The following is a 13,689-nucleotide window of genomic DNA, read 5'->3' on the forward strand; positions in this document are numbered from 1 at the left end:
TGTAACAGGGAGAAGGGAAGACGCTCACCCCTTCGACCGCAGCGCGTCGTTCAATCCCCACATGTCCTTTTCCTCCGGTGCGGTCTCCAAGTTCAGCACCGGCACCTGCCTGCGCAGATGGTCGTGGTGGGTGCGCACGCCATATTCGAGGTCGGAGAGGTAGAAGCCCCCGAACGCCTCGGAGAGCATGGATTCGTTCGACCAGACGGAGAGCTGGACATCCTCGTTCATGGTGTCGCGGTCGATGCGGTAGGCAAGGTAGCGCGCCGCCGCCTGCTCCCGCGTCTCGTCCTTGTAGCGATAGATCGCGCCGCGCAGCAGCGTCTCGCCGGTGGACAGCGGGAACTCCTGATAGAACTGCACCGATTCCGGCATGATCGACAGCGCGTTGTTGGGGAAGATGCCGTAATAGATCCAGGCTTTGCGCAGATGCTCCGGCAGGTGCGTCGGCTCGGGCGCTATTTTGATGTACTGGTTGACGCTCCAGCGCCGCCCGGCATGCGGGTTGTAGGTGGCGAAGGACCGCGACACGCCGTTGACGAAGGGTTCGTCGAAATAGGTCGCGCCGTAGAGGTCCTGCAGCGCCGGATGCGCCATGGCGACGTGATAGCCCTCATTGTCGACGTCGCGCACCGATTTCCAGTTGACCGGTGATTTCTGGGTCCAGATGCCCAAGCACGGCACCATGTCGGCAACATTGTAATGGGCGATCTCCGCCTCGATCGGCTTCAAGAGTTCAGCCACGGAAGGCTGCGGGCCACCGTTGCGGAAGCGGATGAAGATGAAGCCCATCCAGACTTCGAGATCGAGCGGCATCAGCCCGAACTCGGTCTTGTCGAGTTCCGGGAAGGAGCGCGGACGGGCAGCCCCCCGCAGCGTGCCGTCGAGATTGTAGACCCAGCCGTGGAACGGGCAGATCAGCGCGTTCTTGCAGGTGCCCTGGCTGTCGGCGACGACGCGGCTGCCCCGATGACGGCACATGTTGTTGAAGGCACGCACGACGCCGTCCTTGCCGCGCACGATCAGCGCCCGCTCGCCGATGACGTCCATCGTCAGATAGTCGCCCGGATTTGGCACGTCGGAGACATGGCCGGCGATCTGCCAGTGATTGCGGAAGACGTATTCCTTCTCAAGCTCGAGAAGGGCGTTGGAGTGGTAACTCCACCCCGGCAAACCCCGCCGGTCCCAATCGTTGGGGATCGCCACGTCACGCAGGTGCGGGTTCATGAAAATGCTCTCGTTTTGTTGAATGCTCGTTCAATAAAAACACATTTTCCGTTAAAATGCAATGGCTTGTGAAAGTATGGAAATTTCATGCCGACCGGCTTGCAGTCACCCGAGCCGAGAAAATCCCGGAAAATCCGAGCCTTAACCAGGAGTGCAAAACGGCGGTTCCAGCTTCGGATCCGCAGTTTGTGAGGGCACCGTTTCGACGCGCTTCGCGCATCGGACGATCGCGACAGCCATGCCAATTCTGCGCCTGTGTGAGGTCGCTTACAGTCCGCCGCATCCGACAGGAGCAAAAGGAACAGAAGCGATCCCCGTTTCAGTCCTGTTACATGGGCCATCCCGCCCTATCATCCGGCTGTTACGTGGTGCGGTTAAGTTCGTTTCAAGGAAAAAAGAAAGATAACGAAGGGAACAGCCGATGTTTGCCAAAGTCCGGATCGCCGATGCCAGCCGCCGCTCTTACGGTCCCGAGCGCAATGATCGCCGTCCGAAGCTGGCGTTGCGCCAGCGCGCCAGCGACCATCCGATGACGATGTTCATGCTGCTGAGCGTTGCCGCCTTCGCCAGCATGGTGCTTGCGCCAGCCGCGGGTCCCGCTTTCGCCTCGATCAATCCTCCGGCCAATGTCGTGGAGGGCGCGCCGACGACGCTCAAAACCGCGCGCCTGCCGCAGTCGCAAGTCGAATTCGCCTGCAAAGGGCAGAGCTGGGGCGCCGAGAACGCCGAATGCCTGCGTGCCATTGCCGAGCAGTCCGGTCAGCACCGGGCCCGAGCTGTCCGTATGATCGCCAATGCCGCGCCGCTGACCGACACCCCGAACGTGTTTTAAGGCTCCCCTGAGCGCACCCTCCGCGCTCCAGTCAGGCTCCCGCCGCAAAGTCGTCGGGAGCCTCTTTTTTCGACTCCGACGATATCCAGGTGAAGCCGCAGAGGGAGCAATTTCAGATGTCGGCGCCGTTGTCGGCCGCCGGGACATCGGCAACGGTCGCAAGGATGCCGCGGACGTCGAGCGTCGAGAAGGGCTTCTCCAGGATCTGCGGCCGCTGCTGCGGCGGCAGTGCCTCAATCTCGGCCTTGGCGCCGATGAGGTCGCCGGTGACCAGCACGAAACGCTGCGCCAGCCCCGGCCGTTCGGCCAGCAATTCACGGTAGATCAATATGCCGCTGGTGCCCGGCATGCGCAGGTCGGAAAACACGATGTCCGGCGGCATGTGCCCGCTCAGAACCTCGCCGGCGGACGTCCAGCTTGGCACGAGACGCGACTTGAGCCCCATGAGCTCCAATATGTCGGACAGCGAAGCGGCGACGTCGGGCTCGTCGTCGATGATCAGCGCATGGCGCAACCCGCTCGACCGCGCCGGACCCTCGCCGGCCTTTGCCGCATTGCCGGCAATCGCCGGCAACTGGACGACGAAGCGCGCGCCGTGCGGCTGCACCTCTTCGAACCAGATGTTGCCGTTGTGGCGCTCGACGATCGATTTCGAGATCGACAGGCCGATGCCGGTACCGACGCCGACCGGCTTGGTGGTGAAGTAGGATTCGAAGATGCGTGAGCGGATCGCATCGGGAATGCCGGGTCCGTTGTCCTCGACCGAGAAGCCCGGATTGCCGCGCTCGCTGCGAAAGGTCCGCACCTTGATGCGCCGCTCGCCGGTGAAGCCGGCAAGCGCATGCTGGCTGTTGATGAGGAAGTTGGCCGCGACCTGCGTGACATGGTCGGCGTCGGCCATGGCGAGCAGCGGGCCGTTGGCGAAGTCGGTGTCGATGATGATGCCGCTGGAGCGCGCACCATAGGCGGTCACTTCGAGCGCCGAGCGCATCACCTGGTTGAGGTCGGTTTCGGCCTGCTCGGTCGGATGCAGGCGCACCATCGACAGGAAGCTCTTGACGATGCGCCCGCAGCGTTCGGCGGCCGCGCGCACCTTTTCGGCGCGCACCTTGGTCTGCGGGTCGGCCGCGAATTCATGCAGCAGCGTCGATTGTGCGACCACAACCGCCAGCGGGTTGTTGAGCTCATGCGAGACGCCGGCGAGCAGCGAGCCCATTGCCGCCATCTTCTCATTCTGGTGCAGCTTCTCGCGCTGGCGGTTGATCTCTTCTTCGGCGTGCAGCTTCTCGCGCAGGTCGCGGATCGAGCCGAAGATGAGCCGGCGGTCGGCAACCCTCATCTCCGTCGCGGTCAGCTCGATCGGAAAGATCTCGCCGGCCGCGTTCTGGGTCACTGTCTCCAGCCGCTGGCCAACCATCGGCGCGCCCCGTCCGGCCATGTACTCGGCGCCCGACGAATAACCCTTGCGGTAATAATGCGGCACGATAGTGTCGATCAGATCCTTGCCGAGGATGTCGCTGCGCTTGAAGCCGAACATCTTCTCGGCGGCCGGATTGAATTCGATGATGGAGCCGGCCTCGTCGATGACGATGATGGCGTCGAGCGAAGCCTGCAGCATGGTGCGGCGGATAACCTCGCTGGCATGCGCCTCTGAGGGCGAGCGCTCGATGGCGTCGCCGATGGCGAGCGCGATGATGTGAAGCGTCGCCTCCTCTTCATCCGTCCATTCGCGTTCGGCCGCGCAGTCATTGACCGCCAGAGTGCCCCAGAGATGGCCGTGGGCGAAGACCGACACCGAAATGAAGGATTTTATGTTCTGCTTCTCGAAGTCGGCCCGCAGGAAACCATCGAGGTCGCGCGTGTGGCCGGCGAAGACCTTGCCCTGGCGCTCATCCTCCTGCAACTGCTCCAGGAGCGGATCGGAGTTGATGATCGACTGCATGATCACGGTAGGCGATGCGAGCTCGCCGCCAAAAGCAGGGTCGATCCAATAGGAGGCCACGGACTGGGCGAAGCCCTCGCCCGGCAACTCGCGCAAACGGAAGAGAATGCCGCGCTGGCAGTCCAACGAACGGCACAGTGCCTCCAGTATGCTGTCCATCTCGCGCTGCCAGTCGCCTGCTTCGCGCAAGCGGCGAACGACATGGACGGCCGCCATCGCGGCGCCCTGGCGGGAGCCGTGCATCTCTGTCCGTGCGGCCTCAGCTGTCATCGTCGAACGTCATCTCCGGGCCATACCGGTAAACCATGAAATCCAGCACACAAGCCCGAAAATCGACAACGGTTTTCTGGGGGCATGCCGCCGGACCGGAATGCTACAGCGTCGATTGCGTATCCGGAAGGTGCGCGGCGCCGGAGTCAGTTGCCGTCGCCAGCCGGCAGCGAGAAGATGTAGCCTTCCCCGCGCACCGTGCGCAGGAATTTCGGATTGGCGGGGTCCGCCTCGATCTTCTTCCTCAGACGCATGATGCGGATGTCGACAGCGCGCGACGATTCCGGGTCTTCCACGAAGCCGATCGCCTCCGAGATCGCCGCCCGCGTCAGAAGCCGGTTGGCGCGGGTGAGGAAAACTTCCAGCACGTCGAACTCGCTCTTGGCCATCTCGATGACCGCGCCATTGGCGCCGGTCACCAGCCTGCCGTCGAAATCGGCCTGGAAGCTGCCGAAATTCATGAAGCGGCGCGTGCCGGCCTCGGTCTTCGCGGCCTGCGGGGCGACCGGCTGCGGCACGCGGCGCAGCACACTGCGGACCCTCGCCAGCACTTCGCGCAACTCATAGGGCTTCACGATGTAGTCGTCGGCGCCGAGCTCCAGGCCGACGATGCGGTCGAGCGCGGTGCCGGCGGCGGTGGCGTAGATGATGCCGATCTGCGTCTTGGAACGCAGCCAGCGGCCGAGCGACAGGCCGTCCTCGCCGGGCATGGCGATGTCGAGGATGGCGAGGTGGAAGGGTTGCGCCTCGAGCAGGCTGCGCGCCGCCGCGGCATTCTCGGCCGTGGCAACGTCATAGCCGCTGGCGCCGAGATACTCGGCGACCGCTTCCCTCAGATCCGGCTCGTCCTCGACGACAATGATGCGCGCCTTCACAATGGTCTCGCTCCCGCTTTCAGCGGAAAGTAGATTGGGTATAAACATGATGTCCAGCGCTCATCTCGAGTTGTCCGTGGCGGAGTGGAGAAAATGGCAGCACGATCCGTCGTCGCGCTTGTGTCCGTTGCCGAAGTGGTGGCCGGCGACCTGGCCGACCATCTCGAGCGGCGCGGGCACGATGTGCGTCAGGCGCGCCAGCCCTGGGAGGCGGAGTCGCTGCTTTCGGCAGGCGGCATCGACGTCGTGGTCGTCGGTGACGACGTGACCCAGGCGGAGGGGCGCGAACTGCTCAAGCGCTATAGTAGCCAAGGCGGGGGCGGCGAGGGTGGCTGCGACTTCATCCTGATCTGCCGGCCCGCCGATCTCGTCGACAAGGTGCTGGCGCTGGAACTCGGCGCTGCCGACGTGATCGAAAGCCCGCTCAATGTGCGCGAGCTGGCGGCGCGCATCGGCCGCCTGCTGACGCGGCGCGGCCGCAACCCCCAGGAACTGATCGTGCTGGAGAATGCGACCGTCGACTTGAGGTCGGCCATGGTCATGCATCGTTCCGGCGCCGAGGATCAGCTGTCGCCGGGGCAGGTGGCGCTGTTGAGATTGTTTCTGGCGAGCCCGCGAAAGGTGCTGACGCGCGACGACATCATTGCCGCCGCGCCCGCCGAGAATGCCGACGCTTTCGACCGCTCGATCGATTCGCGCATCGTGAGGCTGCGCCGTAAGCTCGATACGGAGACCATCACCACGATCAGGGGTGCCGGTTACCGGTTCGATCCGCCGACGCCGCGCACCGACTGAGGCGAGGGCCGCCAGGTCTTTTGCTCGATCTTGCATCGGATTTCCAAAACCGCTTCGCACTTTTGGATCCGACGCCGGCGCCTAGCGCACCACCAGGACCGAGGGGCCGGACGGCAATTCGGCGCTGGCGGCGATCTCGGCGTGGGCGCGCTCCTTGAGCAGTACCGTTGCAAGCGCGGCAAAGCCAAGCAGCCCTTGGGCATAAAGCAGTGCGGATAGCACCGAAGCGGCAAATTTCGTCTTCATAACTCAATCCCCAATTCGATAGTCGTCGATGCTTCAGGAAACTCCCGAAGCGCCCGCGCCGCTTACGGAGCCCCCCGCTGCGGCGCGGGCCTTCGGTCCTCTCGGCAGCAAGTAGCCGGAGGGGCCGCGCATCCCTATCAGCCGAAGACCGACCCGCCAGAGGGCCCTCAGCCGGTTGACGCGCAGGCTGGAGATGATCCAGACCGTGGCGATGAACAGTGCAGTGTGCAGTGTCGAAACCTCGCCGGAATTCATGGCGCCAAGCGCCGTCACAGGGTTGCCGGCGACAGAGCCGACAGCACCGAGGATGACTGCCGAGACGCCGATCCTGAGAAACCAAGTGCGAACTTTCGATTTCCTGCCCATTTTCGTTTGCTGATGTCTGTTCCCGTGACCTCGACATTGCTGCGGGCCTGTATCCGCATCATGCCGCGCAAGTCGCGCTTTGTTGCAATTCGGTTTCGAGATTAGGAGAAAGGCTTTCATATCAGAGCCATATACGCTTTGTCCGCCGGTTTCGGCCTGCTTGGTATTTGCCGGCAGCCGGTCTAAGGGAGCGTGTTCTCTGGAATTAGGCCGTTAACTTAGAGAAACGAATTCGAAACACTAACGCATATTAAGCGAAATAGGCCTGAAACAGGCGATCCCGATAAGACGATCCATCGAAATTGCAGCCGGCCCGACCGGCATAAGAGAGAGGGATCGTCATGCATACCGCCATTTCAGCCAAGCTCATCCACGTCACCGCCGCCGCGCTCACCGGCGCGGCTTTGCTCTTCGGCAGCAACGCCGCTCATGCCAACCAGCTCGTCGCCCGGGTTTCGCTATCGCAGCAGATCATGGAAGTCACGGTCGACGGCCGGCCGACGTTCACCTGGAAAGTGTCGACGGGCGACAGGGGGCACATCACGCCGACAGGGTCATTCAAGCCGACCCGCATGCATGAGATGTGGTATTCGAAGAAATACGACAATGCGCCGATGCCGCATTCGGTCTTCTTCAGCGGCGGCTATGCGGTGCATGCGACCTATGCCATCAAGCATCTTGGCCGGCCAGCCTCGCATGGCTGCGTGCGTTTGCATCCCGATGCCGCGGCCGACTTCTATCAGCTCGTCGAGGCCTTCGGCCCGGGCAACACCAGCATCCTCATCGTAAAGTAACGGGTCAAGTAGCGGGCGGATTGCCGCCTTCAAGCCAGGTTCGACGCAATTCCGGATGGAAGGCCACGGCGAAGTCGCCGAACAACCGTTCCACACTTTTCCTGGAATTGCTCTGGCGCCGAAGCCGTGGGGCGACCGCCTAAAAAAGAGGCCGGGATTTTCCGGCCTCTTTTTGTTTTTGGAGCAGTCCTGGATTGCTTCAGGTGGGCAGCGCCGGCATCAGCTTCGGATCGGGCTTCTCGGCGAGATGCGGCAGATCCTTGCTGGCGATGAAGGTGTAGAACATGGGCACGACGAACAGCGTGAACATCGTGCCGACCAGAATGCCGGTGAAGATGACGAGGCCCATCGAGTAGCGCGCCGCGGCGCCGGCGCCGCTGGAGATGATCAGCGGCACGACGCCGAGCGCCATCGCGGCCGTCGTCATCAGGATCGGCCGCAGGCGCACCTTGGCCGAGGCGATGATGGCATCGCGGCGCCGCATGCCATGGATTTCGCGCTGCTGGTTGGCGAATTCCACCAAAAGGATGCCGTGCTTGGTGATGAGGCCGATCAGGGTGATCAGTCCGACCTGCGTGTAGATGTTGAGCGTTCCGAGGCCGATATTGAGCGGCACGATGGCACCGAAGATCGAAAGCGGCACCGCCATCATGATGATCAGCGGATCGCGGAAGCTCTCGAACTGAGCGGCCAGAACCAAGTAGATCACGATCACGGCGGCCGCGAAGGCGATCAGGATGGTGTTGCCCTGCTCCTTTTCCTGCCGCGATTGGCCGGAATAGTCGATGAAGAAGGTGTCGGGCAGCGTTTCCCTGGCGAGATCCTCCAGCACTTTCAATCCGTCGCCGGTGGTCACGCCGGGCAAGGGCAGGGCGGAGATCGTGGCCGAGTTCAGCTGGTTGAACTGCTCGATCGCTGCCGGCGAGGCGTTGGTCGAGATATGCACAACCGCCGACAGCGGCACCATCTTGCCGTCGACGCTGCGCACGAAATACTCGCCGAGCTTCGCCGGATTGTCGCGGAACTCCTGCGGCACCTGTGGGATGATGTCATAGCTGTTGGAGTCGCGATCGAACTGCGCCACTTCGGCGCCGCCGACCAGCAGCGTCAGCGTGTTGCCGATGTCGGCGATGGGCAGGTTCAGCGCCGCTGCGCGCTCGCGGTCGATGGTGACGGTGACCTGCGGGGCGTCATAGGACATCGAGTTCTGCACGACGATGAAGCGGCCTGAAGCCTGCGCCTTGTTCTTGATCTTCTCGGCCTGGTCGAAGACTTCCGAGGGATCGCCGGTCGAGCGAACCACCATCGAGATCGGCAGGCCGCCGCCCGAGCCGGGCAGCGTCGGCGGCGCGAAGACGAAAGCCTCGACGCCGGCGACCTTGGCCAAGCGACCGGTGATGTCGGCCTGGATCTCCTTCGAGCTGCGCTGCCGTTCGGCCCAGTCCTTGAAGGCAAAGCCGACAAAGGCGCCGTTGGTGGCGCCGCCGAAGGCGACCGCCGAGAACTGCGCCCGCGTTTCCGGAATGTCCTTAACAAGACCGAGGATCTGGTTGACGTAGGTCTCGGTGTAGTCCGAGGTCGCGTAGCGCGGGGCGGTTACGATGGAAAGCAGGAAGCCCTGGTCTTCCTCCGGCGCCAGTTCGGTCGAGGTCTTGGTGAACATGAAGCCGGTGAGCGCGACCAGCGCGACGACGATGATAAAGGTAACCGGCCTGTTTCTGAGCGAAGCGGTCACGGCCCGCTCGTAGACGCGCTCGACACGGCTGAAGGTGCCGTCGACGATGCGCTGGAAGCGGCCGTGCGCGCCGGCCTTCAAGAGGCGAGCCGACATCATCGGCGTGATGGTCACCGCAATCAGGCCGGACAGCACCACGGAGCCGGCCAACGTGACCGCGAACTCGCGGAACAGCGCGCCGGTCAGACCGCCGGTGAAGGCAAGCGGCGCAAACACGGCGGCCAGCGTAATGGTCATGGCGACGATTGCCGAGAAGATCTCGCGCATGCCGTTGAAAGCCGCCTGCATCGGCGACATGCCGTCTTCCTCCATATGGCGGTGGATGTTCTCCACCACGACAATGGCGTCGTCGACGACAAGGCCGATCGCCAGCACCATGGCAAGCAGCGACAGAAGGTTGATCGAATAGCCTACCGCAAACAGAATGAAACAGACGCCGATCAGCGACAGAGGGATGGTCACGATCGGCATCATCACCGAGCGGAAGGATCCGAGGAAGAGCAGGATGACGAGAATGACGATGGCGACAGCCTCACCGATGGTCTTGAACACCTCCTCGATCGAGGCGCTGATCTGCTCGGTGGAATCGTAGACGATCTCGATCGTCATGCCCTTCGGCAACGTATCCTGGATCACCGGCACGATCTTGTGGATCGCCTCGGCAGTCGTCAGCGGATTGGCGGCAGGCGTCGGGAAGATGGCCAGGAAGGTGCCCGGCTTGCCGTTGAAGCTCACCCTTGTGTCGGTGCTGGCGGCGCCAAGCTCGACCCGCGCCACATCGCGCAGCCGCACCACCTGGCCGTCGGTCGAGCGGATGGGGAGCTGCGCGAAGGCTTCCGGCGTCTGCAGGGTCGAGTGAACCGCGATCGAGGAAACCACATACTCGTTCTGTGTGTTGCCGGGCGCGGACAGGAAATTGGAATTGTTGATCGCAGTCAGCACGTCGGCGGCCGTGGCGCCGCGGGCGGCGAGCCTGACCGGGTCGATCCAGACCCGCATCGAATATTCCTCGGCGCCGAAGATCTGGACGTCGGCGACGCCTTCCACCGTCGAGATGCGCGGCCGCACGACGCGCTCGATGTACTCGGTCAACTGCTCCTTGGTCATGTTCGGATTCTGCATCGAGATATACATCATCGCGAACTGCTGGCCGGTGCCCTTGACGATCACCGGATCCTTGGCGGCATCCGGCAAGGTGCCGCGCACGCCTTGAACCTTGGACAGCACCTCGGTCAACGCAACATCGGGGTTGGAGCCGAGCTTCATCTGCACGGTCACCGTGCTCGAAGACGGGCGGCTCGACGAGGTGACGTAGTCGATGTTCTCCGTCGAGGCGACGGCGCGCGCGATCGGCGCAGAGATGAAGCCCTGAATCAGGTCGGCGCTGGCTCCGGGATAGGCCGTGGTGATGGTGATCGCCGTCTCGTCAACCTTCGGATACTGGCGGATCGACAGGTTGAAGATGGCCTGGAAACCCAGGAGCAGGATCATGCAGGCCAGCACCGTCGAGAGGACGGGGCGGCGAATGAAGATATCGGAAAAGCTCATTGCTGAACCTGCTTGTTTGCCGATTTGCTGGGATCAACGGTGTTGTCGACCGCAACGGACATGCCGTTGAAGAGCCGGTTCTGACCGGCGGTCACGACCTGGTCGCCGGCCTTCAGGCCTTCGACGATCTCGACCATGCCGTTGTTGCGGCGGCCGAGCTTGACGAAGACCTGCGATAGAACGAGCGCCGGTTGCTGCCCGGTTTCGGCCGGCTTTTGAGCGTTCTCAGGCGGCTTCGCGGCGCTGTCGGCGGCGTTTGCCGTATCGGAGGCCGGCTTCGAGGCATCGGCTTGCGGCTTGGCTGCATCGCCGGCAGGCTTCTCCGCCCCGGCCTTCTGGTCTTCCGGTTTTGCTGGCGCGGCAGCGCCGGCCTCAGCGGGCTTGGGCGGCACCACCACGAAGACATAGTCGCCGTAGAGGCTCGAGGTCACCGCCGTCTGCGGCACCGAGATGACGTTGCTTTCCTCTGGCAACTCGACGCGGATCTGCACGAACTGGCCCGGGGTCAGCTTGCCCTCCGGGTTGGCGACCTCGCCGCGGATCGACACCAGCCGGCTTGCCGGGTCGATCTTGGGATCGATGCCGCGGATCGAGCCGGCAAAGGACATGTCGGCAGCATTGCTGCCGATCCGCACCGTCTGGCCGATCTTCAGCAGCGGCAGCTGCTGTTCGGGCACGGTGAAGTCGACCCGCATCGTGTCCAGATCCTGGATCGTGACGACTGAGTTGCCGGGCGCCAGATACTGGCCAATGTCGATCTTTGGAATGCCGACCGTCCCGGTGAAGGGAGCTGCGAGTTGCTTTTGGTCGAGCACGGCTTGCAGCTTGTTCACTTGCGCGGCCGATGCGGTCGCCGCCGCGCGCGCGGCATCAAGCGTAGCGTCGGTGCCGACGCCACGCCGCTGCAATTCCAGCGCGCGGGTCAGCGCCGCCTGGTCGGATGCGGCCTGAGCCTTCTGCGCCACCAGATCGGCCTTCTCGACGGCATCGTCGAGCTGCAGAAGCACAGCGTCGGCCGCGACCTTCTGGTTGGCGTGGAAGAGAATGTCCTTGACGATGCCGGCCGTCTCGACGGTCAGGTCGACACCGCGCACGGCGTTGACGGTGCCGATCGCCTCGACGCCGGGCGTCCAGTTCGAAGGCTTCGCCACGATGGTCGACACTGTCGCCGCCGGCGGTTTCATGGTGGCGAAAAACTGCTTGATCGCATTGTCGCGAAACAGGTTGAAGCCGACGATGCCGGCGCACACCACGGCGAGCAGCAGCAGAATTCCGGTGATGATGAAGAAGCGCTTCACGGATAGTTCCCCTCGAGCCGGCAACCGGCAACGTCAATTGCCGGGACACATATCGACGATAAATCCCGATTTCAAATTGCGGGCGCCTTACTGTACCGTCTGGACGGTCTTGTCAATTCCACAAGGCCTAATGTAAGGGAAGGCGTGATGAAAGCTCGCAGGGCAAACTCGCGCGACAGGATACTTGCAGCGGCAGCCGACGTGGCGCGCGAGGCGGGCCCGGGAAGCCTGTCGCTCGACGCCATCGCGAATCGGGCCGGCGTGTCGAAGGGCGGTCTGCTCTACAATTTCCCGACCAAGGCCAAGCTGATGCAGGGGCTGGTCGAGAATTACCTCAATGCTTTCGAGCAGGCGCTCGAAGAACGCACGGCCGAGGCAAGCGATGAAAGCGCGCTCGCGGCCTACATACGGCTCTCGGCCGATGATTGCGAGAAGCCGAAACCTTCGGCCTCCTGGATGTTCTCCGCGATCGCCGAGGATCCGGAATTCCTGACGCCGATCAAAGCCTTCAAGCGGCAGCTGTTCGAACGGCTGAAGGGGGAAACGGACGACCTCGGCTCGCTGCTGGTTTGTTTCCTCGCCATCGAGGGGCTGCGCAGCATGAATCTTTTCGATTCAGACGTGCTGTCGCAGCAGGAGCACAAGCTCCTCGTTTCCTCGCTGCTCAAGATAGCCGGATAGGTCGCAGGCCTCACATCAGCGGCGGCAAAGACCGCCCTAGGACCGCCAGCTTCCTGTCGCTGCGAACTGCATCACAACATTGTATCGCACCGAAATACGGGCATGGCATTGTTATGTTGCGACGCACAAACTATGTGCTTCAACAGTCCCTCCCTCCACGTGCGAGATCTGCCATGGGTTCCCTGTCTTCCAAGAATGCGCTCGTCACTGGCTCGACCAGCGGCATCGGCCTTGCAATCGCCCGCGCCTTTGCCGCCGAGGGCGCCAACGTCACCATCAACGGCCTGGGCGATGCCGCGGCGATCGAAAGGGAGCGCGCCGGCATCGAGAGGGATTTCGGCGTCAAGTGCCGCTACTCCGGCGCCAACATGATGGACGGCGCGGCGGTCACCGCCATGATCCGCGAGGCCGAGGAGGCGTTCGGCAGCCTCGACATCCTGGTCAACAATGCCGGTATCCAGCATGTCGCGCCGATCGACGAGTTCCCCGACGACAAGTGGGAGGCGATCATCCGCATCAACCTGCTTGCCGCCTTCTATGCCATCAAGGCGGCGCTGCCGGGCATGAAAAGCCGCAAATGGGGCCGCATCATCAACACGGCTTCGGCCCATGCGTTGGTCGCCTCGCCGTTCAAGTCGGCCTATGTCTCTGCCAAGCACGGGATTGCAGGTCTGACCAAGACGGTGGCGCTGGAAGTCGCGCAGGATGGCATCACCGTCAATGCGATCGCGCCCGGTTATGTCTGGACGCCGCTGGTCGAGAAGCAGATCCCCGACACGATGAAGGCGCGTGGCATGACCGAGGAACAGGTCAAGCACGATGTGCTGCTTGCCGCGCAGCCGACCAAAGAGTTCGTCAGCGTTGAGGAATTGGCGGCACTGGCGCTGTTCCTGTGCTCGGATGCGGCCAAGCAGATGACCGGCACAACCCTGCCGATGGATGGCGGTTGGACGGCGCAGTAAGTGCAGCCTCCAAAGAAGGTGCGGGCCGCGCCTTCCTCGACAAGAATTCTTGACAATCGCAGGGGAGCGTTCCAGCATCCTGGCTAAGGGGTTCCCCGCGACGACCCCGTGAGGCGTC

General features: G+C 63.2%; 12 protein-coding genes. 5 read left to right on the forward strand and 7 right to left on the reverse strand.

Annotated features, from left to right (window positions below; all coding sequences use genetic code 11):
• Positions 1-24: 24 nt before the first annotated feature.
• Entirely contained in the window at positions 25-1,227 is a 1,203-nt protein-coding gene (locus tag P9230_RS14885; RefSeq protein ID WP_066990508.1) for an aromatic ring-hydroxylating dioxygenase subunit alpha, read from the reverse strand.
• Positions 1,228-1,648: 421 nt separating this feature from the next.
• Here P9230_RS14885 and P9230_RS14890 point away from each other — a divergent pair, with 421 nt between their 5' ends.
• Positions 1,649-2,059: a hypothetical protein gene (locus P9230_RS14890; protein WP_127216702.1), complete on the forward strand. Its 411-nt coding sequence runs from the start codon at positions 1,649-1,651 to the stop codon at positions 2,057-2,059.
• Positions 2,060-2,171: 112 nt separating this feature from the next.
• Here the strand turns inward: P9230_RS14890 and P9230_RS14895 are convergent, their stop codons facing one another.
• Positions 2,172-4,271: a hybrid sensor histidine kinase/response regulator gene (locus P9230_RS14895; RefSeq protein WP_278119691.1), complete on the reverse strand. Its 2,100-nt coding sequence runs from the start codon at positions 4,269-4,271 to the stop codon at positions 2,172-2,174.
• Positions 4,272-4,417: 146 nt separating this feature from the next.
• A complete protein-coding gene (locus P9230_RS14900; RefSeq protein WP_067319230.1) occupies positions 4,418-5,146 on the reverse strand; it encodes a response regulator transcription factor in 729 nt (242 codons plus the stop codon).
• A gap of 93 nt (positions 5,147-5,239) precedes the next feature.
• Here P9230_RS14900 and P9230_RS14905 point away from each other — a divergent pair, with 93 nt between their 5' ends.
• The gene (locus tag P9230_RS14905; protein ID WP_066990432.1) at positions 5,240-5,941 is read left to right on the forward strand and encodes a response regulator transcription factor; all 702 of its coding nucleotides are present in this window, start codon (positions 5,240-5,242) and stop codon (positions 5,939-5,941) included.
• Positions 5,942-6,022: 81 nt separating this feature from the next.
• Here P9230_RS14905 and P9230_RS14910 read toward each other — a convergent pair whose 3' ends face one another.
• Both P9230_RS14910 and P9230_RS14915 read right to left on the reverse strand, forming a co-directional pair.
• A complete protein-coding gene (locus P9230_RS14910; RefSeq protein WP_278119693.1) occupies positions 6,023-6,187 on the reverse strand; it encodes a hypothetical protein in 165 nt (54 codons plus the stop codon).
• A gap of 33 nt (positions 6,188-6,220) precedes the next feature.
• Positions 6,221-6,553 (reverse strand): hypothetical protein, encoded by a 333-nt coding sequence (locus P9230_RS14915; RefSeq protein WP_095779311.1) that lies wholly within the window; start codon positions 6,551-6,553, stop codon positions 6,221-6,223.
• Between the two features lie 341 nt (positions 6,554-6,894).
• Here P9230_RS14915 and P9230_RS14920 point away from each other — a divergent pair, with 341 nt between their 5' ends.
• Positions 6,895-7,347, forward strand: a complete 453-nt coding sequence (locus P9230_RS14920; RefSeq protein WP_066990426.1) for a L,D-transpeptidase — start codon at positions 6,895-6,897, stop codon at positions 7,345-7,347.
• Between the two features lie 199 nt (positions 7,348-7,546).
• Here the strand turns inward: P9230_RS14920 and P9230_RS14925 are convergent, their stop codons facing one another.
• Positions 7,547-10,630, reverse strand: a complete 3,084-nt coding sequence (locus P9230_RS14925) for an efflux RND transporter permease subunit (protein ID WP_066990424.1) — start codon at positions 10,628-10,630, stop codon at positions 7,547-7,549.
• Entirely contained in the window at positions 10,627-11,928 is a 1,302-nt protein-coding gene (locus tag P9230_RS14930) for an efflux RND transporter periplasmic adaptor subunit (protein ID WP_095824013.1), read from the reverse strand. Before P9230_RS14930 ends, P9230_RS14925 begins: the two co-directional genes overlap by 4 nt.
• A 147-nt stretch (positions 11,929-12,075) precedes the next feature.
• Between P9230_RS14930 and P9230_RS14935 the strand changes: the two genes are divergently transcribed.
• Both P9230_RS14935 and P9230_RS14940 read left to right on the forward strand, forming a co-directional pair.
• Positions 12,076-12,609, forward strand: coding sequence for a TetR/AcrR family transcriptional regulator (locus tag P9230_RS14935; RefSeq protein WP_066990416.1), 534 nt, complete (start codon positions 12,076-12,078; stop codon positions 12,607-12,609).
• Between the two features lie 173 nt (positions 12,610-12,782).
• A complete protein-coding gene (locus P9230_RS14940; protein WP_278119697.1) occupies positions 12,783-13,571 on the forward strand; it encodes a 3-hydroxybutyrate dehydrogenase in 789 nt (262 codons plus the stop codon).
• Positions 13,572-13,689 lie beyond the last annotated feature (118 nt).

Origin of the sequence: Mesorhizobium sp. WSM4887 (genome assembly GCF_029625865.1) — a bacterium.
In the GTDB taxonomy this organism is placed as follows: domain Bacteria; phylum Pseudomonadota; class Alphaproteobacteria; order Rhizobiales; family Rhizobiaceae; genus Mesorhizobium.